Genomic DNA, 26385 nt, shown 5'->3' with positions numbered 1-26385 from the left:
TTGGTTCATTTCAACATAGGCTATACATATAGACAAAAAAGTGAGGTGTCGATTAGGTGATAAGTAAAAGAACCCACTTAATAAAACCTTTATTAGGAATGGATTATGCCTTTATTTCTCATGGAAAAGGGATCTATTTATATGATGAGGATGGTCATGCGTTTATTGATGGTTGTTCAGGTGCTGTGACGGCAAATATCGGCCACGCCGTTCCTGAAATTAAGGAAGCGATGGTAAAGCAAGTCGATCAAGTATCGTTTGTTTATCGCTCTCAGTTTACGAGTTCGTCTGCAGAGCTTCTTGCTGAAAGACTATGTCGCAATGCTCCAGGTGATCTGGACTGGGTGTTTTTTGTGAACAGCGGATCAGAAGCATTAGAAACCGCTTTGAAAATAGCCGTTCAGTATTGGCAGGAACTGGGTCGGCCAACGAAGAACAGAATCATATCGAGGTGGATGAGCTATCACGGGATTACGATGGGTGCCCTTTCAATGTCCGGTCATGTCATACGTCGGAGTCGCTTTAGCGCGATGTTAGAACATTATCCAGAACTCTCTCCTCCTTATTGTTACAGATGTTCCTACAATGAGCACTGTCCGAATTGTTCAAAGCACTATGCGCTAGAATTTGAAAAAACGATTCAAAGACTTGGGGCAGAAACGATTGCAGCGTTTGTTTGTGAACCTATCATTGGTGCAGCTGGGGGTGCGGTTGTACCACCTGATTCCTATTTTAAAGAAATGAAAGCCGTATGTGAGCGCTATGATATTTTGTTTATTGCAGATGAAGTTATGACAGGGGTCGGGAGAACAGGGAAAATGTATGCAATGGAACATTGGGGTGTCGCACCAGATATTTTAGCACTCGGAAAAGGTATGAGCGCAGGTTATACACCGATGGCAGCTACCCTTGTATCTGATCGGATTATATTGGAAATTGAACGCGGATCCAAAGTTGTGCTAAGCGGTCATACGTTTAGTGCCAACCCACTCTCATCTGCTATATGTCTCGCTGTTCTTGACTATATAGAAGAAAATAATCTTGTGAAAAACGCCGAAGAAAAAGGAGATCTTCTCTTAAATGGATTAAAAGAGCTTCAATCGATTTATCCTTTTATTGGTGATGTAAGAGGTAAAGGGTTATTAACAGCCATTGAATTTGTTCAGGATCAACTGACGAAAGAGCCGTTCTTGCTACAGAACGAAGTGACAAATCGTTTTATCAGAAAATGCTATGATTCCGGTTTACTCGTTTACACGGCTGCTGGGGGATTGAATGGGATAGCGGGTGATTCAGTCATTGTGGCACCACCTCTAATCATTCAAGAAAATGAGGTTCATCTCCTTCTGAATAAGCTGAATCAAGCATTAGCTGAATTGGAGAAAGAGCTTACAATAGAAGGCATCTATAGTAGACGATCGATAAGCTGACGAAAGGATGAGAAATCCGTGAGAAGTAAAAGATGCGCATTGTCAGAGCTCGATCTATTAAGAGATAACATGACGATAATGTGTGGTGGATTTGGTGGAGTAGGTTCACCTCCTACACTTATTCAATGGATTCTTGATTCTGGTATTAAGAATATAACGCTCATTTGTAACGATGCTGGCTTCCCGTGGATCGGACCTGGAAAGCTCGTCACTGAAAAAAGAGTTTCAACACTTATTGCATCTCATATTGGCTCAAATCCTGAAGCAGGAAAACAAATGCATAACGGAGAACTTTCCGTTCAATTCTACCCGCAAGGAACGCTGGCAGAAAAGATTCGCGCTGGGGGGATGGGGCTTGGTGGTATTTTAGTAGACGTAGGGCTTGGAACATCTATTGAACACGGAAAGGAAAAGACAATCGTTCACGGTAAAGAATATATGATTGAACCTGCTCTTACGGCAGATTTATCTATTATTGCCTGCAAACGTGCTGATCCATATGGAAACCTAATCTACGATCAGAGTGCACGGAACACTAACCCACTTGTCGCCCAAGCAGGTGATGTTACTATCGCTGAATCTGTTGAAATCGTACAAACAGGTGAGCTAGATCCAGAGGAAATTATCACTCAAGGTGTTTTCGTTGATCACGTCATTGAAAGCAAGGGAGTTGATTGGAAATGGGTATGGGAGCTGAAGCGAGAAAGTTAATAGCACAACGTGCTGCTCGTGAAGTTACGTACGGCATGATGGTTAATCTTGGGATCGGTATTCCTACGCTTGTAGCTGACTTTATTCCAAATTCCCTCGATGTGATGTTGCATACGGAAAATGGCATCTTAGGAATGGGGGGGAGTCCTGAGCAAGGTAAGGAAGATGGAAATCTATCTAACGCCGGGGGATATCCTGTTACCATTCAATCGGGTGCTTCATTTTTTGATAGTGCAGAAGCGTTTGGAATGGTTAGGAGGGGACATCTCGATTTAACGATTCTTGGCGCACTTGAAGTGAGTGGAAGAGGAGATATCGCAAATTGGATCGTACCTGGAAAACGAGTGCCTGGCATGGGCGGGGCTATTGATCTCGCTCAAAAAGCTAAAAAGGTGATTGTATTAATGAGCCATACAACAAAAGATGGGCTGCCCAAAATTGTCAAAGAATGTTCTCTCCCTTTGACGGTAAAAGAAGGTGCACACATGATTATTACAGAGAGAGCTGTTATGCGAATTGATCAGGGAGAGATTTTTCTTCTCGAAGTGATGCCTGGTTATTCTGTTGACGATGTAATAGGCGCTACTGAAGCGGATGTAAATGTTGATCATGTGGGGAGGCGGACCTCATGAAAGAAGAAATAAACAAATGGATGATGCATCATCGGGACTATGGGATAGAAATGCTTCAACGCTTTGTTCGTTGTGATAGCGTGCAAGGAAACGAGGCAAATGTGCAAGACCTTGTTCAGTCAGAACTTCATCAACTCGGAATGAAAATAGATCGGTTTACTCCTGGAGACGAAACCCTTAATCATCGTGCATTTTGTGCGAATCGAACAGATTTTACACAAAGCCCTAATATTGTAGGTGTGTGGAAAGGTAAGGGAGGTGGTCGTTCACTCATTTTGAACGGTCATATTGACGTTGTCCCCCCTGGAAATAGAAGTGACTGGGAGTTAGAACCTTATAGTGGGGAAGTAAAGAACGGCAGGCTGTACGGTAGAGGGGCAACCGATATGAAAGGCGGAAATACGGCGATGCTTCTTGCCTTAAAATGCCTTAAAGATTTGGAGCTTCCTCTAAATGGCGATCTGATCTTTGAAAGCGTAGTGGAAGAAGAAAGTGGGGGAACAGGTACACTTGCGGCAATTGAACGAGGTTACCGTGCTGATGCCGCTCTTATTCCAGAGCCGACGAAGATGAAAGTGTTCCCTAAGCAGCAGGGATCAATGTGGTTTCGTATCACCGTATCAGGGCGCGGTGCACACGGTGGTACGCGTTATGAAGGAGTATCTGCTCTCGAGAAAAGCGTTTCGGTAATTAAAGCCATCCAATTATTAGAGGAACAGCGCAATAATCGAATTACAGACTCTTTATATGAAAACATTCCGATCCCTGTTCCGATTAATATAGGGAAAATTTCAGGTGGAGATTGGCCATCGTCTGTTCCAGATCAAGTAGTTTTAGAGGGAAGAATGGGTGTGATTCCTGGAGAAGAGCTTGATGACGCAAAGCTTGACATGCGCAGAGCACTGGAAGCTATTGAAGATGATTGGCTAAAGGATCATCCAGTTGAGATCGAGTGGTTTGGAGCAAGATGGCTGCCTGGAGAAGTTGATGAAGATCATCCGCTAGTGGGCGTAATTCGCCGTCATTACGAAGAAGTCACAGGGAAAGCACTCGTTATCGAAGCTTCACCTTGGGGGACAGATGGGGGATTGCTACAAGAAGAAGGGGATACGCCATCGATTATTTTCGGTCCAGGAGAGACCGCGGTAGCGCATTTTGCAAATGAATACATTGAAATTGATCAAATGATGCTTGCGGCAGAACTTTTTGTGCACATCATTCTAGAATGGTGTGGCCAGTATAAGTAGGAGCGGCTATGCCGTTCTTTTTCATGTGGTTCTTTCACTTTGTTTTTTTTACATAGCTTACCTTTAGGAAGGAGTTTACAAAAGAAAGAAGAACTACTGATTTAAGACATGTAATGAGGGGGAGGTTAATGGGAGATAAGCGAATTGAAGCGGTTGAGCATTTTTATAAAGGAAGCGATTATATCTTTACCTGTACGTTTGATACATTTAATGAACGCATTCGTATTGATGTTTATGATGGAAGCGTTCAAGCAGTTATCGCTCATATTCAAGAAGTGTTTACGAGCGAATATTCAAAGTGCATTGTAAAAGTGAAGAGTGAAGATGTTTCCTCCTTTCTTTCAATTGGCTATACCTACGAAGGAAAGATTCGTTTCTATTTTTCCGGTAGTGATGCTCATCTCATGACGAAGTATCGAGCGAATTGGCGTCGAAATAGTGAGTCTTGGGTAGATGAAGACAAGTTATTAATGGCTGTACAAAACAAGCCTCTTACTTCTCTCAAAGGAACCCCTCCTATGCGAATTGGTATTGAAAGTGATGCTGAAGCACTAGCGAAATTATATCAAACTGTGTTTTCGGTCTACCCAACCCCAATGGATGATCCTAGTTACATTAAGAAAGCTATGAAGAGTGACACGATTTTTTATGTAATGGAAGATCAAGGAATAATCAAAAGTGCCGCCTCAGCTGAAGTGAATCGTACGTATAGAAATGCCGAGATGACGGATTGTGCAACCCTTCCTGAATATAGGAAAGGTGGAACAATGCGTCAACTAATTCTTGCTTTAGAAACGGAATTGTTAAAGCAAGAGGTATACTATGCTTACTCGATCGCGAGGAGCCTTTCTTTTGGAATGAATGCTGTTTTTCATCAGCTTCACTATGAATATGGTGGACGTCTTGTAAACAATGTGAAGATCTATAAAGATTGGGAAAATATGAATCTATGGAGCAAAACGCTTCTAAGAAGTGCCGAATAATCAGCACAGATAGATGAAAATCCGGCATAAAGGAGGACGTCTATGAGAGAAACGATCCCACTTACGGATGGAATGTTTGAAGCGATCCTTGAAAGTATTGATGAAGGGATTCATGTCGTTGATAATAGAGGTATGACGATCTATTATAATGAAATTGCTGCCAAGCACGACGGATTGCAAGTAGATGATGTATTAGGGACGCACTACCTAGAAGCATTTCCATCACTCTCCAAAGAGACGAGCACACTATCTCATGTGTTAACGACAAGAAAGCCAATTTTTAATAAAGACCAAACTTACAGAAATATGAAGGGGCATCTGATCTCGACGATAAATACCACACTACCTATCGTTGTGAATGGGCACTTAGAAGGAGCCGTGGAAATTGCTCGAGATCTTTCGCGTATCAAAATATTGTCTGATAAGGTTATGGAATTACAATCTAAAATAAATCGAAAGACGGTCAAGGAGTTCGACAACGGCACTATCTATACATTTGAGCACATTCTAACGAATGATCCCGTTTTTATAAAGGTAAAGGACCGAGCTCAAAAAGCTGCCGTTCTTCATTCTCCAGTTCTTGTCTATGGTGAGACTGGCACTGGAAAAGAACTCATTGTTCAAGCGATTCATAATGCTTCTAAGCGGGTGGGACCATTTATTGCACAAAATTGCGCCGCCTTACCTGCATCGATTCTTGAGTCGATTCTTTTTGGTACATCCAAAGGAAGCTTTACAGGTGCTGAGGAGCGTGAGGGATTATTCGAATTAGCTAATGGCGGTACTCTTTTTCTTGATGAGATTAATTCGATGCCCATTGATGTACAAGCAAAGTTGCTTCGGGTTTTAGAGGATGGTGTCATCCGCCGAGTTGGAGCAGGAAAGACGAGAAAAGTGGATGTCCGAATCATAGCTGCAATGAATGAAGAACCGGAATCTGCTCTTGAGGCAAAGAGGCTTCGTGTTGATTTGTTTTACCGTTTGAATGTTATTTATCTTAGATTACCACCTCTTCGAGAACGAAAAGAGGATATTTCTAATCTCATTGCCCATTTTATTAAGAAATACAACGATAAATTTCATAAAAACATAAGAGGAGTCGATCAGAAGTCGGCAACGCTGCTCTCTTCGCGTCACTGGCATGGAAATGTTCGGGAGCTTGAGCATGTGATTCAATCGGCCATGAATTTCGCAGAAGGTAATACATTAACCGTCGACGATTTTGAGGTGCTTCTTCCAGAAAATCAATCTCATGTAACGGCACCACTCCGCGACGTTTTATTAAAAACGGAATATAATTTAATAAAACAAGCCATGAATATCAGCCAGGGGAATGTGAAAAAAGCTGCAGAGCAGTTAGGCATCCCCAGACAAACATTACAATATAAACTTTCTAAACACCCACTAAGCCAGAGTGCTGAATATTGAGCACAGCTGGCTTTTTATTGTGGAAATAAAGGAAGGGAGTGGACGAGTAGGGATCTAAGTTGTAACCGTAATAGACTTATCTTATAAGCGTCTTGATCCCACGATAAACTAAAAAGTAGGCTTTTTTGAAGAATCAATGGAGCTGGCACGCTACTTGCATAGTATAGGAGTAGATTATCTGAAGGGGGAATGTATTGTGCTGATGCAACTGTATAAGCCAACTCGGAATTGGAAGGATATTGAACTTTGGAAGGATGTTACGGAAGACCAATGGAATGATTGGATTTGGCAGCTTACTAATACGATTCGAACGCTTGATGACTTGAAGAAAGTAGTGAACTTAACACCTGACGAGGAAGAAGGTGTGAAGATCGCAACGAAAACCATTCCACTTAACATTACGCCATACTATGCTTCCTTAATGAATCCGGATGATCCGCGCTGTCCAGTGCGCATGCAATCAGTGCCTATTTCGCAAGAGATGTACAAAACGAAATATGATCTTGAAGATCCTCTTCATGAAGATGAGGATTCCCCAGTACCTGGATTAACGCATAGATATCCTGATCGCGTTCTTTTTCTAGTTACAAATCAGTGTTCGATGTACTGCAGGTATTGTACTAGGAGGCGCTTTTCAGGGCAAATCGGAATGGGGGTTCCAAAAAAACAGCTTGATGAAGCCATTAGCTATATTTCAAGAACCCCTGAAGTGAGAGATGTCCTTATTTCTGGAGGAGATGGGCTACTTATCAATGATAAGATTCTAGAATATGTGCTCAAGAACTTACGAGCGATTCCACATGTTGAAATTATTCGAATCGGAACGAGAGCTCCAGTGGTGTTTCCTCAGCGAATTACAGAGGATTTATGTAACATTTTAAAGAAATACCATCCTGTCTGGCTGAACACGCATTTTAATACAAGTATTGAAATTACAGAAGAATCGAAGAAGGCATGTGAAATGCTGGCAGATGCGGGCGTCCCTGTTGGAAATCAAGCGGTTATTCTTGCCGGGATCAATGATAGCGTACCGATCATGAAGAAGCTGATGCATGACCTTGTGAAAATTAGGGTGAGGCCTTATTACATTTATCAGTGTGATTTATCTGAGGGGATTGGGCATTTTCGTGCACCGGTTTCAAAAGGATTGGAAATCATTGAAGGATTAAGGGGACATACGTCAGGATATGCCGTACCAACATTTGTAGTTGATGCCCCTGGTGGCGGTGGAAAAATAGCACTTCAGCCAAATTACATGATTTCCCAAAGTGCAGATAAAGTTATTTTACGAAACTTTGAAGGGGTTATTACTTCGTACCCTGAACCGGAAAATTATACGCCTGGTACTGCTGATACGTACTTTAACCAGGTTTATGAGATGGAGAAAAAACCTGCTATCGGCATTCATTCCTTAATGACAGATGAGCGGTTTAATCTTGTTCCAGAAGGTATTCAGCGGTTTAGTCGAAGATCTCAGTACGAAAAGGACGCAACACATAGCACGCTAAAAGATAAGCGCGATAAAAGAGATGTTATGAAGGAAAAGAAATTTAACGCAGAGCAGGAGAAATACAAAGGTACTGATAAAGGAGAGGAAACCGTATGATCTGTAAATGGTGTGAACAGGAGGGAGCTTTTGAGACGCTTGATAAAGGTTACTGGGAATTACCTGATGGGTCGAGAGCGGTCGAAATTAGTGATTTGCCCTCGGTTCAATGCGGTTATTGCGGGATGTGCTATCAAACAGATGAATTAGTTGGAGACGTGGAGGAGCAATTGATGCTAATCGATACGTCAAAACTCCCCTCCTCCTTTTCGTATAAAGAATTGATGAGTCAAGAAAGACTCTTAAAGAAAAATTATTTTGATCTTGATCGTTACCCGCTTTAATCATTGAGTTAATAGCATTTTCATTGGAAAAGAAAACACGTAAAAAAAGTTATATCGGAATATTCTGAAAAATATTGATATTTTGACGATTCCCTCGTATAATAGAAAAAAGAGCTTCAGAGGGGGGAGAGCTAGCATGAACAATCATCATAAGTCGTATAAAGACAATATGAAACAACGTGCTATGAAAAAGAAACAGGAACAGGAAACGTTTGAGTTGGAATTGTACGCCCAATTGATCCTTGATGAAGCCGTGTTTATTTTCCAGGAAAAACGTTACCAACAATCCATTGATCAAGCTCTCGACAGAGGAGACAAAAAAGCATTTCAAGAAGCATCCAAGCAGTATGTAGCGTTTCTTCGTTCTTACAAACAGGAGCTTCAATTCGACTGAATAGAATAACGTCAATCTGGCACAAACTAGAGAGGAAGTACTTCTAAAGGAGTGTCACGATGGGCAGACAGAAAAAAGGAAACCCCAATGCACAACGTAATAATAATGCAAAACAACAAAAAGCAAAAGCGATGCCATCCTATGCAGAAATGGAAGCCGAAAAGCTGAAAAATCCGCAAGAATAAAAGAAGGAGCCTTCATTAAGAAGGCTCCTTCTTTTATTGTGATCATTTTGTTATTTCGTTTATGTTACCATAAGAAAAGAAAATGGATTATAGGGTGAAAGGAAGATCAAATATATGGGCCGATTAGTATTAATTGATGGATTTAATTTATTAAGCAGAGGTTATTTTGCGACAGCCTATGGAAAGTCTGAAGACCAGCTTTCGCAAACGCCTGAAGGGTTATTTACGAATGCTTTAAGGGTGAAGCTACAAAAAATCATTTCTCTTGTAAAGGAGTATGAACCAACGCATTTTGTTGTTACATGGGATGTGAAACGGAATGAAGTAAAACGTAAAGCGCTCTATGAAGATTATAAAGGAACGAGGGAAGATTTACCTGGTCCGCTTATTCAGCAGTATGAAACGGCGGTGAATTTGTTTAAGGCAACAGGAATCCCGCAGATGAGTGTAGAAGGATTTGAAGCAGATGATGTAATGGGAACACTCTCCGATAGGTGGACAAAAGAAGGGCGAGGTGATTGTTACATTTATAGTAATGATCGTGATCTTCTTCAGCTTCTAAATCCTTCTGTTTCACAAATTATTGCGATTCGCAAAGAAGGCGATAAGGTATACACAGAAGAGCATTTTAAAACAGAGTATGGAATTACACCCGATCAGTGGATTGATGTGAAAGCATTACTAGGAGATAAGAGTGATAACATTCCAGGTGTTGCTGGGGTAGGGGACAAGGCTGCGTTACCGCTTATTCAGCAATATGGTTCCGTTCAAGGGATATATGAGAACATTAGGGAACTAGACAGTAAATTTAATCGCTATCGTAAAAAGCTTATAGATGGAGAGGAGCTCGCGAAATTAAGTCTTGAACTTGTGACAATTGAGCGAGCGATTCCTGAGCTTGATGATTATTCATTTGCTAATTGCACGTTAGATATGGATTTAGATCGGTTTAAGGATGAGCTTGATCATCTCGGATTGAGAATCCGCATGTAGAAACAATGGTTGGTTAACATATCTTAAATAAAAAAAGCGCCTTGGATTGAAAAGGCGCTCGTTTTAATTAGGAATTGATAGAAGATAAGGACGTTTTTATCATTTGTTTTGCTGAATCGCTTTTCGCGCTAGCTCGTCAGCCATTTTATTTTTTGAGCTTGGAATCCATTTAATGAAACAAAGGTCGAATTGATCAACTAACGCCAAGCATCGAATTAAGTAGGGTTGATAACCTTTGTTTTTGACATATCTGCCGTCGACTGCACTACTGACTAGCTGTGAATCTGTGCGAACGGAGATTGTCCGGAACTGTTTATCTATACAAAGCGTAAGAGCGTGAATTAACGCTTCGAATTCTGCTTCATGGTTTGTGAGCGTGCCAAGCGGGAGAGAAGATCGAATGACACTTCCTTCTGCTTTAATGAAAACACCTGCTCCAGAGGGACCAGGGTTACCTGCGCTTGCTCCATCTACATACACTTCAATCATGTGCCTTTCCTCCCCTGTGGGCTGGTCTTGTTGTATTTTATCATAATCATGTTCGTAGAGAGAAGACATACATTTAAGGTAAAAGGAGAAAACTGTTAAGAAGGGACTGTGTTTAGGAGTGAAAAGTATGAAAAAGAAAGAAGTCATGATGGAAGTAGGGTTAATCCTAGATACATATTGTCAGGATTGCTTGCTCAAAAGAGTCAATCAACATGATTACGGTAAATGTCATGCCCAAAGGTTTTGTATTACTGAATGTACAGTTGGAGAAGAATTGAAGCAATTAGGTAAACATTTGACATAGGGAGGGCATAGACATGGATGTTATTGTGAAATGGAAATACAAAACGCCAAGAGGCCTTTCCTCCTGGATGACGTCAGACGAAGTGCCATTTAATGAAGCGCTTCTTTTGGCACGTGATATTGCTAAAACGGGTCGATCCATCGACCTTTACTTTCTTGATAATAGGGGAACGAAATGGTCTGTTAAGGAATTGGAAACATACATGACCAAAAAACAAGAACGACCAGCTTCAATTGAGGTTATTTTCGACGGTAGTTTTGATAAAGAAACAAAGAAGGCTGGATGCGGAGCGGTTATTTATTATTATGAGGGTAGGCAGAGAAAACGCATACGAATAAATAAAGCGATGGATTTTCTTGAAAATAATAATGAGGCCGAATATGCATCGTTATGGTTAGGTCTTCAAGAAATAAAATCAATCGATGTTGAGGATACAGAGATCCTCATTAAAGGTGATTCCCAGGTGGTGATTAACCAGCTTGGAGGAGAATGGGCCGTGTATGAACCACTTTTAACGAGATGGATGGATCGCATTGAAGATACGCTACGTGATCTTAGACTTCAACCGGTGTACAAGCATATTTCTCGCGAAGAGAATAAAGAGGCGCATCGATTAGCCAAACAAGCGCTTAAGGGTACAGAAATTAGTAGTTCCATTGAAGTTGATAACGAATAAGAGAAGCAGCGCAGTGCTGCTTCTCTTATTCGTTTGCTTCTCTTAACTGCGTTTCACATTTTTCGATTAATTCACTAGAAAATTCATAGAACTGTTCATTCGTTCCCGATTTATGTGAGAGCGCTTGTTGGAACTGTTCTTTCGCTTGATTAATCGCATCTTGTGCCGCTTGTAACTGGTTACCATTCATGCTTTTCGTTGCCTGGCCGACGAGATGCTGAGCTGATTTAATGGACATTTCAATTTGTTGCAAATCAGAATATGGTTCTGACATACTATCCCACCTTTACGTTTCATTCAAGAATAGTATGACCATGAGGATGCTTTTTAAACCATAGGGTTTATCAAGCTCCAGAGTTCTAGATCATCGGAAAATGACGTAAAAAAAAGGAACTGATGATTTCATCAGTTCCTTTTGAAAGTTATATTTTTAGAGTTTGTTTACGTTAGCAGCTTGAGGTCCGCGATTTCCTTCAACGATTTCGAAAGAAACGTCTTGGCCTTCTTCAAGTGTTTTGAAACCTTCATCATTGATTGCTGAGAAGTGTACGAATACATCGTCAGCTCCGTCGATTTCGATGAAACCGAATCCTTTTTCTGCATTAAACCATTTTACTTTACCGTTTTGCATGTTTGTTCCTCCTAAAAGCTTAGCACAATCTTTGTGCACTTTAAAATTCAACCATTCACTGGATGTTGAATAAGAGATATTCGATGTGTACGAGATTAGTGCACGAAAAATCGAAATCAAAGTCTCAATCAAATATCCTATGTGATAAATGGTTAACTACAATATAACGTCTCATTAGAAAAATGTCAAGACTATCAACTGATTAGAACATAATCCTTAACGGGAAGAATAAAGTTGGGTAAGATGGAAATTGGAAAGATGCATTCTTACATATGGAGGGGTTCTATGAAGCCGGAAGTAAAATTCAAAAGTGATATTGATATTGCACAGGAATCTAAGATGACTCGCATCACTTCAATTGCCGAGCAGCTAGGATTATATGAAGATGAATGGGAACCTTATGGTCATTATAAAGCAAAGATTTCATTAAATGCGATGAAGCGTTTAAATGAAAAGCCCTCTGGAAAAGTCGTACTTGTAACAGCGATCAATCCTACTCCTGCAGGGGAAGGGAAAAGCACTGTAACAGTTGGTTTAGCGCAGGCACTAAATCGAATCGGTGAAAAAGCCATTGTTGCTATGAGGGAACCTTCACTTGGTCCAAGTATGGGGATTAAAGGAGGTGCAGCAGGAGGTGGTTATTCGCAAGTGATGCCGATGGAAGATATTAACCTCCATTTTACTGGAGATTTACATGCAATAACTTCTGCACATAATGCTTTATCTGCCCTTATCGATAACCATATTCATCAAGGAAATGAAATTGGTTTTGATACAAGGCGCGTCACTTGGAAGCGCGTTGTGGATTTAAATGACCGAGCATTACGTAATGTCATTGTAGGTCTAGGAGGCCCTACACAAGGTGTACCTCGTGAAGATGGGTTTGATATTACAGTAGCATCTGAAATCATGGCGATTCTATGTCTTGCTTCAGACCTAACTGATTTAAAGAAGCGTCTTTCTTCAATTGTAGTAGGGTATAGCATGTCAAAAGAACCGATTACTGTTGGGGATTTAGGTGTGGAGGGAGCGATTACACTTCTTTTAAAAGATGCGATGAATCCGAACCTTGTTCAAACGTTGGAGAATACTCCAGCCCTGATCCACGGTGGCCCTTTTGCTAATATTGCTCATGGATGTAACAGCGTGGCAGCAACCAAAATGGCGCAAAAGCTTTCTGACTATGTGATTACTGAAGCAGGATTTGGGGCTGATCTCGGAGCTGAAAAGTTTTTCGATATTAAAACTAGAGCTGGCAATATTGATCCTGCAGCAACCGTAATTGTAGCAACCATTCGAGCTCTTAAAATGCATGGCGGAGTACCAAAAGATAACCTAAAAAAAGAAGATGTTGGTGCGCTAGAAGCTGGGCTATCAAATCTGGCACAGCATGTCTCTTCAATTAAAAAATTTGGTGTACCATATGTTGTCGCCATTAATCGGTTTCTAACAGACACGGACTTAGAAGTGAATACTCTCTTAGAATGGTGTAAAGAAAATGGTATCCCTGTAGCGCTAACAGATGTATGGGCCCGAGGAGGAGAAGGCGGCGTAGAGCTCGCAGAAACGTTATTAAACGAAATGGAACGAACTGAAAATCAGTTTAAGCCTCTATATGACCTTGATTGTTCAATTACAGAGAAAATCGAAACGATCGCTAAAGAAATTTACGGTGCTTCGGGGATAGAATTGTCCTCTAAAGCTAAGAAACAAATGAAAGAATTCGAAGAAAATGGTTGGGGGAAACTTCCTGTTTGTATGGCGAAAACACAATATTCTCTTTCGGATGACCCTTCGTTACTCGGAAGACCTTCTGGCTTTACGATAACCATTCGCGAATTCCGTCCTTCCATTGGAGCCGGATTTATCGTAGCATTAACCGGGAACGTAATGACGATGCCTGGATTACCTAAAAAACCAGCGGCCCTTAACATGGATGTTTCTGAAGACGGAACAGCAATTGGGCTTTTCTAGAAAGAGTGGATATATGATGTCGAATACAGCTTTAACAAAAAAATTAATACGTGATTCAAGAACGACCAAATCAAGCTTCGTACTACCTTCTGACACAAATACTCATGGAACCTTGTTTGGTGGAAAGCTAATGTCATACATAGATGATATTGCTGCCATAGCTGCATCTAAGCACGCTAGATCAGCAGTAGTTACTGCATCAGCTGACTCAATTGATTTCCTTAGTCCTATTCGTGAAGGTGAAGTAGTCAGCTTAGAGGCCTATGTAAGTTGGACACACAATACTTCAATGGAAGTGTTTGTGAAAATATTTGCAGAAAATGTGTTAACAGGAAGAAAGAAAGTGTGCGCCACGTCCTTCTTAACTTTCGTTGCTCTAGATGAAGAGAGTATACCTGCAAGAGTGCCTGAAGCAATGCCTGAGACAGAAGAAGAGAGATTTGTGAATGATGGTGGATTAGAGCGTATGAAAGCAAGAAAAGCGAGGAGAAAACACTCGCAAACATTAGCCAGTGAATTTGGTTCATTTTCTTAAGAAATAACCTACGTTAGCTTAAATTGTTGATTATCGATTATTGTCTCAATCGAATGGTTATCAAAGAGCATGAATGAGCTAAAAATGAACTACGTTAAACATAGCTAAAAAAGATCTGCAAATATGCAGATCTCATGTTTCAAACCCGAGAATAAAATTGTTTTGCCGATCCTGAATTTGCTGTTGCGCTCGATTAAGGGCGTCACGCTGTTCAGGATTTGCGCTGTGAATCATTTTATCTAATTCTCCGGACATTTGCTCAAGTAATTGCTGTGTTTCAGTATAGCTATTATCAGTAATGGCTGATTGCTGTTTGGTAGCAAGTTGAAGCTGTTCGTCGGCAAATTCAACAAGCTCGTGAGCGTTTTTTAACATTTCTTCTAGTTTTCGGTATGTGGACAATGTGCACATCTCCTTTTCGTAATTGGTCACGATTAGTATTGACAGGAAAGACACTTTTATGAGAAACAAGGGGAAATTCCGGGTGTGGAAGTGATATACTAAGACAAGCAAAAAGAAAGGCGTGAATCAAGTTGGCAAGTGAATTATATGCAGGAGAAATGGCGACGCTACGTGTCGCACGTATACAAGAATACGGATATTTTCTAACAAATGGATTCGAAGACGTTATGCTTCATAAAAAAGAAGCTAAAAATAACTATGAAGAAAATGATGAAGTTGAGGTATTTTTGTACCATGATCATCAGGGGAGACTTTCAGCAACTGAAACAATACCATCTGTTACAGTTGATTCATTCTCGATTCTAAAGGTCGTAGAAGTGAAAAGAAGCCTTGGTGTTTTTGTTGATATTGGTATTCAAAAGGACATGCTGTTATCAAAAGATGATCTACCTTATGATTGGGCAACTTGGCCAGCAATTGGTGATGAATTGTATTGCGGATTAAAGCTCGATAAAAAGCAGCGCCTGTTTGCAGATTTAAGTAAATTTGAAGAAATACAGGAGCTTTCTAAATCAGCACCGGCAGAATGTAAAAATGATGAAGTAGAAGGCCTGGTTTTTCGCTTCCTTGAAGACGGTGTTTCAATTTTAACCAATGAAGGATACCTTGCTTATCTTCATAAGGATGAGATGAAGGATCAAGTGAGACTTGGCCAGCGTCTTACAGTGAGGATCACGTTTGTAAGAGAAGATGGACGTGTAAATGTATCCACAAGACCACTTGTGAAAGAAGCAAGACTTGAGGATTCTGAACGTTTAGTTGCTTATATGCAAGAGCGTGACAATCAGATGCCATTTACAGACAAAAGTAATCCAGAAGCCATAAAGAGTGAGTTTAACATCAGTAAAGCTGCTTTTAAGCGAGCTATGGGGAAACTTATTAAAGAAAAGAAAATTGAACAAAAAGACGGAGTAACGTTCCTTAGAACGTAATATGACATCTTTTTCTTCGTGTAATGGGCGCTTACGAGCGGATACTATACGTAAGCTCCTAGAAAGGGGGCATGTCATTGGACATTACTGACTATGACAAAGCTCTATATTACACACATCATTGTGCTTGTATTGAATTAAGTATTCTGATGATGAAGACAGAAGACGATATTCTTTCGAAGCGAATTGAGCATTTTGTTCATGCGTTTATACGTGAAACTGAATTTTTGAAGGTGAAAGAAGCACGAGACACACTTCTTACCTATATAGACTATGTGTATCGAATGGAACCTGATATGAGCGATATGACAGCAATAAATCAGACTTTTGACTGACCCTAAACTACCCGGGTCAGTTTTTTTGTGGCTTAAAAAGGTTTAAAATTGTCGAATAGGGTATAATTGTAGTAAAAAATAAGGAGCAGGTGAGAAATATGAATCAACAGCAGCTGCACAGTGTACTTGAAAGCATGCGATTACCTAATGGAGCTTATGTTGCAAGTACATCCGATGATTACGACTACGTTTGGATCAGAGATGTATGCTATGCGGTTATGCCATATTTAAATTCAAAGTGTTCACGATATGAAAAAGCTTATCATGCGCTTCTCACATTATTGAGAAAGTATGAATGGAAAATCGATATTCATACGGAGCAGAAACCACAATACTTACATGAATACATTCATGCCAGATACACAAGAGATCTTGAAGAAATTCCTGTTGAATGGGGTCATGCACAAAATGATGCAGTAGGAATATTGCTGTTTGGTATAGGACAAGGAATTCAAAACGGAAAGCCGATGCTAAGGGACAAAGTTGATCATCGCATCGTTCAGAAGCTTGTCGACTACTTAGAATGTCTAGAATACTGGAAAAGTCCAGATAACGGCATGTGGGAAGAAAATGTAGAAGTTCATGCATCAAGTGTTGGAGCATGTGTTGCGGGATTACAAGCAGTAAAGACGCTCGTTAATGTTCCCTCTTATATGATTGAAAAGGGTCAGGAAGTCCTAAATGACCTTCTACCTTGTGAGAGTGAAACGAAAGAAGCTGATTTAGCGCTATTATCCTTAATTTATCCTTTAAATGTTGTAACAAGAGAACAAGCCATTCAAATTGTAGATCGTATCACGGGACAACTCGAGCGAAAACGCGGAGTTATTCGTTATGAAAACGATGTTTATTACAATGAAGGTAGTGAAGCAGAGTGGTGCTTCGGATTTCCTTGGCTCGGTTTATGTTATGAGCAGCTAGGTGAACTAGATAAAATGAATGAATATTGGACGAAAACTATGAGCATTACACCTGAAAGTGGTAAAATTCCAGAACTTTATATTGGTGGTACTAATATTCCAAATAAAAACACTCCACTTGCATGGTCTATTTCGATGGCATACCAGCTACAGGTTCGAATGAACGAAATGCAAGAGAATGTATCATAACTAAAAAGTTTTTTCGAAAAGCTATGTTAGTTTATATTGTGGCTCATTCAATTGAAACGTTTATTAACTTTTCCATTCAAAAGGTTGCGGTTTATCCGCAACCTTTTTTTTATAGGCTATTATACAAAAAAGCCTTTTTGTGAAATATTATTCCGTTATTTGTCGAAAAAAGCATGTATTTTTCGACAAATATTTTTTTTGAAGGAATGACCATATTACATGTCGAATCTTTAGGATGTAGAGGATAACTATGGTGGAATCCCTATATTTATCAATGAGAGCGAGGTGCCGCAATGACTGTATCGATGCCGACAGATTACGATCGGTATTTATTTCATCAGGGAAATTTATTTCAGGCTTATCGTTCAATGGGCGCCCATTTAAGGGAAGAAGACGGACGATTTGGAGTCAGGTTTACAGTCTGGGCTCCTCACGCTGCAGCCGTATCTGTAACAGGGAATTTTAATCAATGGGATCCCACATCGCATCGAATGGAGAAAATCGAAGAGTCCGGTCTCTGGTCGTTATTTGTAGAAGATCTATCAGAAGACGAACTCTACAAGTATGCTGTCGAAACAGGTGCAGGCGAGATTCTAATGAAATCTGATCCGTATGCATTTTATTCAGAGTTAAAACCGAAAACAGCATCTATTGTTAAAAAAGTCGATGAGTATGATTGGCAAGATGCAAAATGGATGAACAAAAGAAAGAAAACGGCTCCTTATGATAGCCCGCTGTCGATTTATGAAGTTCATCCAGGGTCCTGGCGTAGAAAAGAGGACGGCTCCTATTATTCTTATCGGGATCTTATGGAGGAGCTCATTCCTTACGTAAAGGAACTCGGTTACACGCACATTGAACTAATGCCCGTTATGGAGCATCCTTTTGATCGATCTTGGGGATATCAGATTACCGGCTATTTTTCTGTAACAAGCCGGTTTGGACAACCGGATGATTTAAAAGCATTTATTGATCGATGTCACCAAGAAGACATCGGTGTACTGCTTGATTGGGTACCTGCTCATTTTTGCAAAGATGCGCATGGACTAGGTCAATTTGATGGAGGTCCTGTTTTTGAGCCATCAGATCCTGCTCGTGCTGAGCGACATAATTGGGGAACGTATAATTTTGATTATAGTAAACCAGAAGTTGTCAGTTTTCTTATTTCAAATGCGTTGTTCTGGTTTGACTACTACCATATAGATGGTTTAAGAGTGGATGCTGTATCACAGATGTTACTTTATCATCATGACCATGAAAGTGGTGGCGTTGAAGGCGAGAACTCTGCAGCCAAGGAATTCATTCAGAAACTAAATCGTACGGTATTTGAACAATACCCGAATGTGCTGATGATGGCAGAAGAATCAACCGACTACCCGCTTGTAAGTGCTCCGATCCATGAAGGTGGGCTCGGATTCAATTATAAATGGAACATGGGATGGATGAATGACGTCCTGAAGTATATGGAGCTCCATATGGATGATCGAAAGCATCATCACAATTTATTAACTTTTTCGTTTTTTTACGCTTTTTCAGAGAATTATCTTCTTCCTCTTTCTCATGATGAGGTCGTACATGGGAAGAAGTCATTGTTAAATAAAATGCCAGGTGATTATTGGCAGAAATTTGCCAATCTTCGTACACTTTATGGGTACATGATGGCTCATCCAGGAAAGAAACTGCTTTTTATGGGTGGAGAATTTGGTCAGTACGATGAATGGAAAGATTTATCTGAACTAGACTGGATGGTTTTGGACTATGACATGCATAGTAAGGTGAATGCCTATGTAAAAGATTTGAACCACTTTTACCTGGATTCAAGGGCCATGTGGCGAATTGATCATGAATCAGAAGGATTTGAATGGATTGATGCGAACGATAACTCACAGTCTGTGCTAACGTTTATGAGAAAAGGAAAAGCGAAGGGCGATTGTGATATCGCCATCATTAATTTTTCTCCTAATGTTTACTATGATTATCGCATTGGTGTTCCATCTTCCGGTACTTATATCGAAATGTTTAATAGCGATCAAGAAAAGTATGGTGGTTCAGGTCAACTTAACGCAGAAATCTTACAAAGCGATAAAAAACCGTATCACAATCAGCCTTGTAGTCTAATGCTTAAAGTGCCACCACTTGGAATTGTTATTCTCGGCAAAAAAAATAAAAGCAACCTTGAAAGGAGAAATCGCTATGTCTAAAAAGCGTTGTGTCGCTATGCTACTTGCAGGAGGTCAAGGGACAAGACTTGGAAAGTTAACAACTCGTCTTGCTAAGCCAGCAGTCCCGTTCGGAGGGAAATATCGTATTATTGATTTCACCCTCAGTAACTGTAGTAATTCAGGAATTGATACGGTAGGGGTTCTGACGCAATATCAGCCTTACATATTGAATTCGTATATTGGAATCGGGAGTTCTTGGGACCTTGATCGAAAAAATGGAGGTGTATCTGTTCTACCACCATATATGGGTCAAAAAGGTGGCGAATGGTATCGCGGCACAGCGAATGCGATTTACCAGAACATGTACTACATTAAACAATATGATCCTGAGTATGTTTTAGTTATTTCAGGTGATCACATCTATAAAATGGACTACTCTGAAATGTTGGATTACCATGAACAGCGCAATGCAGATGCCACAATTGCTGTGCTTGAAGTACCATGGCATGAAGCAAGTCGCTTCGGAATCATGAACACTGATGATGAAGATCGTATTGTCGAGTTTCAAGAAAAGCCTGCTGAACCGAAAACTAACCTTGCCTCTATGGGGATTTACATTTTCAACTGGAAAGCGCTTGAGAAATATTTAACCGAAGATGAGCAAAAGTCAGATTCATCAAATGACTTTGGTAAAGATATCATTCCGGCTATGATTGAAGATGAAAAGAACGTTTTCGCATATTCGTTCAACGGTTATTGGAAAGACGTTGGTACGTTACAAAGTTTATGGGAAGCCAATATGGACTTACTTGATGATGATCCAAGCTTAATTCTAAATGATCCTGCTTGGAAAATTTATTCGGTTAACCCGAACCAACCACCTCAATATATCGCACCTCAAGCAAAGGTAACGCGTTCTCTTGTCAATGAAGGATGTGTTGTATATGGAGAAGTGTATCGTTCCGTATTGTTCTATGGTGTTCATGTTGGCCTTGGAAGCACAATTAAAAATTCGATTATAATGCCAAATGTGAAAATTGGCGCGAATGTAACGATTGAGAACGCTATCGTAGAAAGTGGAACGGTAGTAGAAGATGGCATGACACTCGGATCAAGCGATGGTTCGATCTCGTTAATTGCAGATGGCGAAATTGTATCGGTACCAAAATAGAGTAGGGGGATGAAACGATGAAAAAAGTAGTAGGAGTTATTAACCTCGTAGATGAAAAAAACACGCTGAGTGAGTTAACCAATCATCGGAGCTTTGCCTCTGTTCCATTTGCAGGGCGGTATCGACTCATTGATTTCTCATTATCGAATTTAACAAACGCAGGAGTGAATACAGTTGCCGTATTCACTCGTGAAAAATACCGTTCTTTATTTGACCATTTAGGATCCGGACGCGAGTGGGATCTAGATCGTCATCAAGGAGGTCTTTTCTTTCAGCCTCCAGCAGATGAAGAGCGCAGAAGCACGGGAGATATTCACTCTTTTCATGAAAACCTTTCCTTTTTCAAAAGAAGCCTTTCCCATTACGTTCTCGTAACAAATGGTCAGCTCGTTTGGAATGTTGATTTCGATCAGATTATTGAAGAACATGAATCTCAGAACGCCGATATCACTGTTGTCTACAAGCCGTGTGATGATCCTTATACGAGCGGAAGTCATTACAATGTGCTTTATACAAACGATGATGAGCGCGTTGATCGCTTAAACCTTGGGGTTGAGCCTCTTCCAGGAGATAACGTTTATTTAAACACTTTTCTGATGAAATCTTCTCTTCTCATTTCCCTCGTGGAAGATAGTATTGAATCAGGTAAGCATCAATCAATTAATGAAGCAATTGCCGCAAGTCTGGATCGCTATCATGTGCATGCGCACCATTTCGGTGGATATGTAACATTTATTGATAGTGTTGAAAGCTACTATCGCTATAGCATGGAGATGCTTGATCCAAACGTGACGCAGGAACTATTTTATAATACGGGCCCGATTTATACGAAGGTAAAACACGAATCACCGGCTAAATACCTTGAAAGCTCCACCGTATCGAACTCATTAATTGCAAACGGTTGTACGATATCAGGGACAGTCGAAAATAGTATTTTATTTAGAGGTATCCGCGTTGGAAAAGGGGCTGTGATTCGAAATAGCATTATCATGCAAAAGTGTGAAATTGGTGAAGGAGCCGTTATCGAGAATGTGATTCTTGATAAAGACGTTTCCGTTTCGCCTAATGAGACAGTGACTTCTGAAGATCAGCCGAGAGTTATTGCTAAATCCACCGTCATCTAGTAGGAGGAAGTTGAAATGAATGTATTATTTGCCGCTTCTGAAGGTCATCCCTTTATCAAAACAGGGGGGTTGGGCGATGTTATAGGCGCCCTTCCAAAGGCCCTTCAAAAGCAGGGAGCGAATGTATCCGTAATTTTACCTAAATATCAAGATATGAATGAAACGTACAAAAGTCAGCTTGAACTGAAAGAAGCAATCACAGTTTCTGTAGGTTGGCGCGATAAGTATTGCGGAATTGAAATGCTTAAGCTTGATGGAATTACCTATTATTTCATTGACAATGAGTATTATTTTAAGCGTAGCGGTAGCTATGGTTATTTTGATGATGGAGAACGCTTTTCATTCTTCTGTAAGGCTGTATTAGAAGCCATTCCGTATTTAGAAGAGCAACCGGACATTCTTCATTGTCATGATTGGCAAACAGGGATGATTCCTGTTTTGAAAAAAGCTCATTACCGAAATCATCCTTATTATGAAGGGATGAAAGTGGTATATACCATCCATAACCTTCGTTACCAGGGAGTGTTTCCAAAAACAATCCTTCATGATTTGCTCGACTTAAGTGAACTCCACTTCAATAATGAAGGTGTGGAATTTCATGGGAACGTCAGCTTCATGAAAGGCGGACTGCTTTATGCCGATTATATTACAACGGTAAGTCCTGCCTATGCGGAAGAAATTAAGCAACCTTACTTTGGTGAATACTTGGATGGCGTTATGAGAAAAAGAGAAGATAAATTTGTTGGGATTATTAATGGAATTGATACAGACCTTTATGATCCTGCTAAAGATGCAGCACTTCGTTATTCCTATCACGCAACACACTTACTTAAAGATAAAAACAAAACAGATCTTCAGAAAAAGCTGGGTTTACAAGTAGGAGAAGGAATACCTGTCCTGGCTCTTATCACAAGACTCGTAGAACAAAAAGGAATCGATCTTTTCTTTAGAGTTCTTCCTCAAATTATGGAGGAAAAGGTTCAGGTTGTCGTTCTTGGAACAGGTGATGAGCACTACGAGCATATGCTACGAGAGGCTGAAGCTCGTTACCCAGGCAGGTTCAGCGCGAATATCTATTTCGATGACGGGTTTGCTAGACAGCTTTATGCTGCCTCTGATTTATTCCTAATGCCTTCTCAATTTGAGCCATGCGGAATCAGTCAGCTGATCGCTCTAAGATACGGTAGTCTACCGATCGTTCGAGAAACAGGCGGGTTAAAAGATACCGTACTACCTTATAACCAATTCACCGGTGAAGGACATGGATTTAGTTTTGCGAACTACAATGCTCACGAAATGCTAGATACAATTAATCTTGCTCTAGACCTTTATCATCATAATGAAATCACTTGGAGAAAATTAGTCGTACGAGCGATGCGTCTTAATTACTCATGGGAAGCTTCATCAGCGAAATACATGAATTTGTACAATAATCTATTAAAGTAATGCTCATATATTCCGATAAGAGAAGCAGGGGAATTATTCCTCTGCTTCATTTTTGATTCAGAAAGTGACCTGGCTTAATTGATGAGTCATTTGAACGAGGCAAAACGTGTAAATTCACGATGGTTATTACTAGCTATTACATAGACAGATTATGACTTAGATAGGAGAAAGAGCCTTATGTTTACATGCTCAAAATGCAACGTGATACCAGATATCCCTTCTTCTGGTTATTTAGAAATCGTTACAGCTGTGCCGCAGCTTCGACAAAGTTTAAATGAATTGATATTCCAAAGTGAATCTTTAAATTCTCTTACAGTCTCCTATGAAAATTCGGAATCCCTGCTTGAAATTTGTCATCGCATCAGTTCTCATTTTAATGATGCGGCAAAACAAATGTTTTTTTGTGGAACGGGAACAGTGGATGAAATAAAGAGGAGCTCAGTTCTTTCGTTTCCTCAATTTTATTCAAGGCTCAAACATCCAGATTTTATAGAGGTTATGAGGAATTCTCTCTTTACTAGCCATATGCAGCCCATTATCACACTTGATAATAATGATATTACAGGGTATGAATTCTTGATGCGGCCGACTAATGAGCGCTATCCTTTTTATCCAAATGAATTATTTGATATGGCTAGACAATCTGGTCTTCAAGCCTTTCTTGACAGCGCTGCACGAATTGCTTCTATTAAAATTAGTGCGTCGCATCTTTCAAAAGGCGTTAAACGCTTCATTAATTTTCTCCCTTCTTCGATTTATGATCCAGCTCATTGCTTACGAACAACATTCCGAGCTGTTGAAGCGTACAATCTTGATCCAAGAGATTTAGTATTTGAAGTAGTAGAAACTGAGAAGATTGACGAAGTAGATCATTTAAAACAAATCTTTCGCACATATCAGCAAGAAGGAATGAAAATGGCGCTAGATGATGTAGGCACTGGATACGCTACGAAAGAAATGCTCCTTCAGTTGAAGCCCGACTATGCGAAGATTGACCGCAGTGTTATTTCTCATTGCGATCAAGATTCTGAAAAACAAGAGAAACTGAGCGAAATGATTTATCTATCAAAGGAAGAGGGGATTACGTTACTCGCGGAAGGAATTGAACGTAAAGAAGAAGCTGATTTTTGTAGGCAAATGGGAATACCGCTTGGACAAGGCTATTATTTTGGGCGTCCTGCTGAACGACCAATTAATTCAATACAAGTTTAATATTAAAAGAAGGGGTTTCCCTTCTTTTTCTTATGGAAATTTCTTCTCAAAACCGATATGCTTACGAAAGATTACTAAATTGAGGTGACAGGATGCTAACTTTTTATCGGCGTTATGCGCGAACAGCTTTTGATATTGGACTTATCGTTTTAACGGTTTTTTTAATTATGCTTGTCTCGAGTTTCTTATTTGAAATTGCGGCACCGATTATCGTAGGGTACATTATTTTTCTAGTTATCGAACCTTTCGCTCGGTTTCTAAATCGGAAGGGAATAGGCAAAACAGCTGCAACTACTATTTCCACGCTTGTTTTCGTATTAATCGTGGTGAGCGTAGTCTTTCTAGCAGGCGCGATTTTTGTTCTTCAATTGCAAAACTTAATCAGCCTTATTCCTGGATACGTTGCGAAATTCCAGGATCAAATTATGAACTATGTGCATTGGGGGCAGCTCCAGTTAAACGCCTTACCTCCAGATGTACTAGAGAAGGCGCAAGATTTTTCACTAACGCTCGTTGAGAAAGCATCCATTATGTTGACGACTTTATTAAATAGCGTGTTTGCTTTTGTGACGTCCATTCCAACGCTTGTGATTAATTTCATTATTGGAATTGTTCTCGCGTATTTCTTAAGTATTGAGATTGAAATGTGGAAGCGAATTGCGGCGAAGCGAACACCAAATACATTTAAGACGGCTTATTTTTTCCTGAAGGAAAACGTGTTAAGCGGAATCGGAGCGTATTTAAAAGCGCAGCTAAAGCTTATTACGATCACATTTGTACTCGTTCTATGCGGGTTATGGATATTAAGAGTGGATAATGCATTCACACTCGCGCTTTTATCTGCTTTTTTCGATCTTCTTCCGCTTCTTGGCGTTTCGGCGATCTTCATACCATGGGCAATCTATCTATTTGCGGTTGGGCAAACTTCTCTCGCAGTATCCTTATTGATTCTACTTGGGGTGGTTATGCTAGTGAGACAAATCATGGAGCCGAAAATTACGGGAGATTCACTAGGTGTATCAGCGTTTACAATTCTTTCATTTATGATTATTTCTCTTTCACTTTTTGGAATTGCGGGAGTCGTATTATCACCGATTTTGCTCATTCTCATTAAAGCGTTATATGATCACGGATATTTAAGTAAATGGATCCATCTTCCTAGTGAAGAATTCATAGATCCAGAGGAAAGACGGTAGGAAGGAAGAACGGAAGTGAAGCGATTAGGAAGCTTAATTATCATAACAATCTTTATTAGTGTGTTAATAGGTATATTTCTTCAGAAAACACCAGATTCTTTTTCCCAACCGCTGAAAAAATCTGAAGTTCCAGAGGAATATATCGACCTTTACAGAGAAGCTGCTGAAGAATATGACGTTCAATGGGAGCTTTTAGCAGCGGTACATCGCGTTGAAACAAAATTCTCGACGATGTCAACATTAGAAAGTCCTAAGGGTGCCATAGGACATTACCAGGTGCGACCATAAGGTCATATAAGAAATCTTCCTTTGGCAAGGAAGCAAGCCAGACCACAATCGCTTGTCATCACTCAACTTATCCGTGAGGGAAACCGATATCGGGGAGTGTAGCATGTTGAGAAAGCCATAAGTTATCGAGTTACCACGATACGACTGAATGGCAAGATGAAAAGTTGTAAACAAGGATAAAAGCTAAACTGCTTGAACGATAGTCCAAGGGGATTAATCGTCCATCTATAGCGGAAGGTAGTTGTGAACGCTATACAGCTAAAGAAAGGAAGTTAATTGAAAGCTTTCTTTTATTGGATACTGTTTAACTGGTAGACAGTATTCAGGTGGTCTAAAGGCTGACCGTTCCCAATAAGGGGAAAAGGACGAAAGTCGTATCCGATATTACAACACGCCGGTTCTTATATGTAACTAAATGGTGATTACCTAAGTTGGAAAGCTATAAA

General features: G+C 40.2%; 29 protein-coding genes. 25 read left to right on the top strand and 4 right to left on the bottom strand.

Features of this window, described 5'->3' with window-relative positions:
* Positions 1-56: 56 nt before the first annotated feature.
* The 11 genes from ABVF21_RS01790 to ABVF21_RS01740 all read left to right on the top strand — a co-directional run bounded on the left by ABVF21_RS01790 (position 57) and on the right by ABVF21_RS01740 (position 9893).
* Positions 57-1430 carry an aspartate aminotransferase family protein gene (locus ABVF21_RS01790; protein WP_371017353.1) on the top strand — a complete coding sequence of 458 codons (1374 nt, stop codon included), beginning with the start codon at positions 57-59 and terminating at the stop codon, positions 1428-1430.
* 18 nt (positions 1431-1448) lie between these two features.
* Positions 1449-2141 carry a CoA transferase subunit A gene (locus tag ABVF21_RS01785; protein WP_303531453.1) on the top strand — a complete coding sequence of 231 codons (693 nt, stop codon included), beginning with the start codon at positions 1449-1451 and terminating at the stop codon, positions 2139-2141.
* Entirely contained in the window at positions 2111-2773 is a 663-nt protein-coding gene (locus ABVF21_RS01780) for a 3-oxoacid CoA-transferase subunit B (protein ID WP_303531455.1), read from the top strand. The genes ABVF21_RS01785 and ABVF21_RS01780 overlap by 31 nt, the downstream gene beginning before the upstream one ends.
* On the top strand, positions 2770-4020 hold the full coding sequence (locus ABVF21_RS01775) for a peptidase (protein ID WP_371017352.1): 1251 nt from the start codon (positions 2770-2772) through the stop codon (positions 4018-4020). The genes ABVF21_RS01780 and ABVF21_RS01775 overlap by 4 nt, the downstream gene beginning before the upstream one ends.
* Positions 4021-4148: 128 nt before the next feature.
* A complete protein-coding gene (ablB, locus tag ABVF21_RS01770) occupies positions 4149-5003 on the top strand; it encodes a putative beta-lysine N-acetyltransferase (RefSeq protein ID WP_303531459.1) in 855 nt (284 codons plus the stop codon).
* A 42-nt stretch (positions 5004-5045) separates the two neighbouring features.
* Positions 5046-6431 (top strand): sigma-54 interaction domain-containing protein, encoded by a 1386-nt coding sequence (locus ABVF21_RS01765; RefSeq protein WP_303531460.1) that lies wholly within the window; start codon positions 5046-5048, stop codon positions 6429-6431.
* A 196-nt stretch (positions 6432-6627) separates the two neighbouring features.
* Positions 6628-8037 (top strand): lysine 2,3-aminomutase, encoded by a 1410-nt coding sequence (ablA, locus tag ABVF21_RS01760; RefSeq protein WP_303531461.1) that lies wholly within the window; start codon positions 6628-6630, stop codon positions 8035-8037.
* Positions 8034-8321, top strand: coding sequence for a YokU family protein (locus tag ABVF21_RS01755; protein WP_303531462.1), 288 nt, complete (start codon positions 8034-8036; stop codon positions 8319-8321). The genes ablA and ABVF21_RS01755 overlap by 4 nt, the downstream gene beginning before the upstream one ends.
* A 136-nt stretch (positions 8322-8457) precedes the next feature.
* Positions 8458-8715 carry an IDEAL domain-containing protein gene (locus ABVF21_RS01750; RefSeq protein WP_303531463.1) on the top strand — a complete coding sequence of 86 codons (258 nt, stop codon included), beginning with the start codon at positions 8458-8460 and terminating at the stop codon, positions 8713-8715.
* 59 nt (positions 8716-8774) lie between these two features.
* Positions 8775-8900, top strand: a complete 126-nt coding sequence (locus ABVF21_RS01745) for a hypothetical protein (RefSeq protein ID WP_255622402.1) — start codon at positions 8775-8777, stop codon at positions 8898-8900.
* Between the two features lie 114 nt (positions 8901-9014).
* Positions 9015-9893, top strand: a complete 879-nt coding sequence (locus tag ABVF21_RS01740) for a 5'-3' exonuclease (RefSeq protein WP_303531465.1) — start codon at positions 9015-9017, stop codon at positions 9891-9893.
* Positions 9894-9992: 99 nt separating this feature from the next.
* On the opposite strand, the gene ABVF21_RS01735 is transcribed toward ABVF21_RS01740, so the two are convergent.
* A complete protein-coding gene (locus ABVF21_RS01735; protein WP_303531467.1) occupies positions 9993-10382 on the bottom strand; it encodes a reverse transcriptase-like protein in 390 nt (129 codons plus the stop codon).
* A gap of 127 nt (positions 10383-10509) precedes the next feature.
* Between ABVF21_RS01735 and ABVF21_RS01730 the strand changes: the two genes are divergently transcribed.
* A complete protein-coding gene (locus ABVF21_RS01730; RefSeq protein WP_194221544.1) occupies positions 10510-10686 on the top strand; it encodes a zinc-finger domain-containing protein in 177 nt (58 codons plus the stop codon).
* Positions 10687-10699: 13 nt separating this feature from the next.
* Complete coding sequence (locus ABVF21_RS01725; RefSeq protein ID WP_303531469.1) at positions 10700-11362, top strand: DUF771 domain-containing protein; 663 nt, start codon at positions 10700-10702, stop codon at positions 11360-11362.
* A 25-nt stretch (positions 11363-11387) separates the two neighbouring features.
* Here the strand turns inward: ABVF21_RS01725 and ABVF21_RS01720 are convergent, their stop codons facing one another.
* Together ABVF21_RS01720 and cspD are read right to left on the bottom strand one after the other, a co-directional pair.
* Entirely contained in the window at positions 11388-11636 is a 249-nt protein-coding gene (locus ABVF21_RS01720; protein WP_194221546.1) for a DUF2564 family protein, read from the bottom strand.
* Between the two features lie 156 nt (positions 11637-11792).
* Positions 11793-11993 carry a cold-shock protein CspD gene (gene cspD / locus ABVF21_RS01715; RefSeq protein ID WP_194221547.1) on the bottom strand — a complete coding sequence of 67 codons (201 nt, stop codon included), beginning with the start codon at positions 11991-11993 and terminating at the stop codon, positions 11793-11795.
* Positions 11994-12278: 285 nt separating this feature from the next.
* Here cspD and ABVF21_RS01710 point away from each other — a divergent pair, with 285 nt between their 5' ends.
* A complete protein-coding gene (locus tag ABVF21_RS01710; RefSeq protein WP_371017351.1) occupies positions 12279-13967 on the top strand; it encodes a formate--tetrahydrofolate ligase in 1689 nt (562 codons plus the stop codon).
* Positions 13968-13983: 16 nt separating this feature from the next.
* Positions 13984-14502, top strand: coding sequence for an acyl-CoA thioesterase (locus tag ABVF21_RS01705; protein WP_194221549.1), 519 nt, complete (start codon positions 13984-13986; stop codon positions 14500-14502).
* A gap of 132 nt (positions 14503-14634) precedes the next feature.
* Here ABVF21_RS01705 and ABVF21_RS01700 read toward each other — a convergent pair whose 3' ends face one another.
* Entirely contained in the window at positions 14635-14904 is a 270-nt protein-coding gene (locus tag ABVF21_RS01700) for a DUF2524 family protein (protein ID WP_303531477.1), read from the bottom strand.
* Positions 14905-15035: 131 nt separating this feature from the next.
* On the opposite strand from ABVF21_RS01700, the gene ABVF21_RS01695 reads away from it, so the two are divergent.
* The 10 genes from ABVF21_RS01695 (at position 15036) to ABVF21_RS01650 (ending at position 25939) form a co-directional block, all read left to right on the top strand.
* A complete protein-coding gene (locus ABVF21_RS01695) occupies positions 15036-15896 on the top strand; it encodes a CvfB family protein (RefSeq protein WP_303531479.1) in 861 nt (286 codons plus the stop codon).
* 77 nt (positions 15897-15973) lie between these two features.
* Positions 15974-16231 carry a YhdB family protein gene (locus ABVF21_RS01690; RefSeq protein WP_303531481.1) on the top strand — a complete coding sequence of 86 codons (258 nt, stop codon included), beginning with the start codon at positions 15974-15976 and terminating at the stop codon, positions 16229-16231.
* A gap of 98 nt (positions 16232-16329) precedes the next feature.
* Positions 16330-17340 (top strand): glycoside hydrolase family 15 protein, encoded by a 1011-nt coding sequence (locus ABVF21_RS01685; RefSeq protein ID WP_303531483.1) that lies wholly within the window; start codon positions 16330-16332, stop codon positions 17338-17340.
* A gap of 293 nt (positions 17341-17633) precedes the next feature.
* A complete protein-coding gene (glgB, locus tag ABVF21_RS01680) occupies positions 17634-19541 on the top strand; it encodes a 1,4-alpha-glucan branching protein GlgB (RefSeq protein WP_283152169.1) in 1908 nt (635 codons plus the stop codon).
* Positions 19534-20673, top strand: coding sequence for a glucose-1-phosphate adenylyltransferase (locus tag ABVF21_RS01675; RefSeq protein WP_194221554.1), 1140 nt, complete (start codon positions 19534-19536; stop codon positions 20671-20673). The genes glgB and ABVF21_RS01675 overlap by 8 nt, the downstream gene beginning before the upstream one ends.
* Positions 20674-20690: 17 nt before the next feature.
* The gene (glgD, locus tag ABVF21_RS01670) at positions 20691-21797 is read left to right on the top strand and encodes a glucose-1-phosphate adenylyltransferase subunit GlgD (protein ID WP_283152168.1); all 1107 of its coding nucleotides are present in this window, start codon (positions 20691-20693) and stop codon (positions 21795-21797) included.
* A 15-nt stretch (positions 21798-21812) separates the two neighbouring features.
* Positions 21813-23243: a glycogen synthase GlgA gene (gene glgA, locus ABVF21_RS01665; RefSeq protein WP_303531488.1), complete on the top strand. Its 1431-nt coding sequence runs from the start codon at positions 21813-21815 to the stop codon at positions 23241-23243.
* A 177-nt stretch (positions 23244-23420) separates the two neighbouring features.
* Positions 23421-24455: an EAL domain-containing protein gene (locus ABVF21_RS01660; RefSeq protein WP_303531491.1), complete on the top strand. Its 1035-nt coding sequence runs from the start codon at positions 23421-23423 to the stop codon at positions 24453-24455.
* A gap of 92 nt (positions 24456-24547) precedes the next feature.
* A complete protein-coding gene (ytvI, locus tag ABVF21_RS01655) occupies positions 24548-25651 on the top strand; it encodes a sporulation integral membrane protein YtvI (protein ID WP_303531494.1) in 1104 nt (367 codons plus the stop codon).
* 15 nt (positions 25652-25666) lie between these two features.
* On the top strand, positions 25667-25939 hold the full coding sequence (locus tag ABVF21_RS01650; RefSeq protein ID WP_371017350.1) for a hypothetical protein: 273 nt from the start codon (positions 25667-25669) through the stop codon (positions 25937-25939).
* Positions 25940-26385 lie beyond the last annotated feature (446 nt).

The organism is Pseudalkalibacillus sp. JSM 102089, assembly GCF_041366475.1.
Lineage (GTDB): Bacteria > Bacillota > Bacilli > Bacillales > Guptibacillaceae > Guptibacillus > Guptibacillus hwajinpoensis_B.
Note: the sequence above shows the minus strand (reverse complement) of the source record. Positions and strands in the feature narration are given on the sequence as shown.

Excerpts from the sequence above, each read along its gene's own strand:
- ABVF21_RS01780 (WP_303531455.1), top strand. The coding sequence starts at position 2,111 with ATGGGTATGGGAGCTGAAGCGAGAAAGTTAATAGCACAACGTGCTGCT.
- ABVF21_RS01775 (WP_371017352.1), top strand. The coding sequence starts at position 2,770 with ATGAAAGAAGAAATAAACAAATGGATGATGCATCATCGGGACTATGGG.
- ablB (WP_303531459.1), top strand. The coding sequence starts at position 4,149 with ATGGGAGATAAGCGAATTGAAGCGGTTGAGCATTTTTATAAAGGAAGC.
- ABVF21_RS01765 (WP_303531460.1), top strand. The coding sequence starts at position 5,046 with ATGAGAGAAACGATCCCACTTACGGATGGAATGTTTGAAGCGATCCTT.
- ABVF21_RS01755 (WP_303531462.1), top strand. The coding sequence starts at position 8,034 with ATGATCTGTAAATGGTGTGAACAGGAGGGAGCTTTTGAGACGCTTGAT.
- ABVF21_RS01750 (WP_303531463.1), top strand. The coding sequence starts at position 8,458 with ATGAACAATCATCATAAGTCGTATAAAGACAATATGAAACAACGTGCT.
- ABVF21_RS01745 (WP_255622402.1), top strand. The coding sequence starts at position 8,775 with ATGGGCAGACAGAAAAAAGGAAACCCCAATGCACAACGTAATAATAAT.
- ABVF21_RS01740 (WP_303531465.1), top strand. The coding sequence starts at position 9,015 with ATGGGCCGATTAGTATTAATTGATGGATTTAATTTATTAAGCAGAGGT.
- ABVF21_RS01735 (WP_303531467.1), bottom strand. The coding sequence starts at position 10,382 with ATGATTGAAGTGTATGTAGATGGAGCAAGCGCAGGTAACCCTGGTCCC.
- ABVF21_RS01730 (WP_194221544.1), top strand. The coding sequence starts at position 10,510 with ATGAAAAAGAAAGAAGTCATGATGGAAGTAGGGTTAATCCTAGATACA.
- ABVF21_RS01725 (WP_303531469.1), top strand. The coding sequence starts at position 10,700 with ATGGATGTTATTGTGAAATGGAAATACAAAACGCCAAGAGGCCTTTCC.
- ABVF21_RS01720 (WP_194221546.1), bottom strand. The coding sequence starts at position 11,636 with ATGTCAGAACCATATTCTGATTTGCAACAAATTGAAATGTCCATTAAA.
- cspD (WP_194221547.1), bottom strand. The coding sequence starts at position 11,993 with ATGCAAAACGGTAAAGTAAAATGGTTTAATGCAGAAAAAGGATTCGGT.
- ABVF21_RS01710 (WP_371017351.1), top strand. The coding sequence starts at position 12,279 with ATGAAGCCGGAAGTAAAATTCAAAAGTGATATTGATATTGCACAGGAA.
- ABVF21_RS01705 (WP_194221549.1), top strand. The coding sequence starts at position 13,984 with ATGTCGAATACAGCTTTAACAAAAAAATTAATACGTGATTCAAGAACG.
- ABVF21_RS01685 (WP_303531483.1), top strand. The coding sequence starts at position 16,330 with ATGAATCAACAGCAGCTGCACAGTGTACTTGAAAGCATGCGATTACCT.
- glgB (WP_283152169.1), top strand. The coding sequence starts at position 17,634 with ATGACTGTATCGATGCCGACAGATTACGATCGGTATTTATTTCATCAG.
- ABVF21_RS01675 (WP_194221554.1), top strand. The coding sequence starts at position 19,534 with ATGTCTAAAAAGCGTTGTGTCGCTATGCTACTTGCAGGAGGTCAAGGG.
- glgD (WP_283152168.1), top strand. The coding sequence starts at position 20,691 with ATGAAAAAAGTAGTAGGAGTTATTAACCTCGTAGATGAAAAAAACACG.
- glgA (WP_303531488.1), top strand. The coding sequence starts at position 21,813 with ATGAATGTATTATTTGCCGCTTCTGAAGGTCATCCCTTTATCAAAACA.
- ABVF21_RS01660 (WP_303531491.1), top strand. The coding sequence starts at position 23,421 with ATGTTTACATGCTCAAAATGCAACGTGATACCAGATATCCCTTCTTCT.
- ytvI (WP_303531494.1), top strand. The coding sequence starts at position 24,548 with ATGCTAACTTTTTATCGGCGTTATGCGCGAACAGCTTTTGATATTGGA.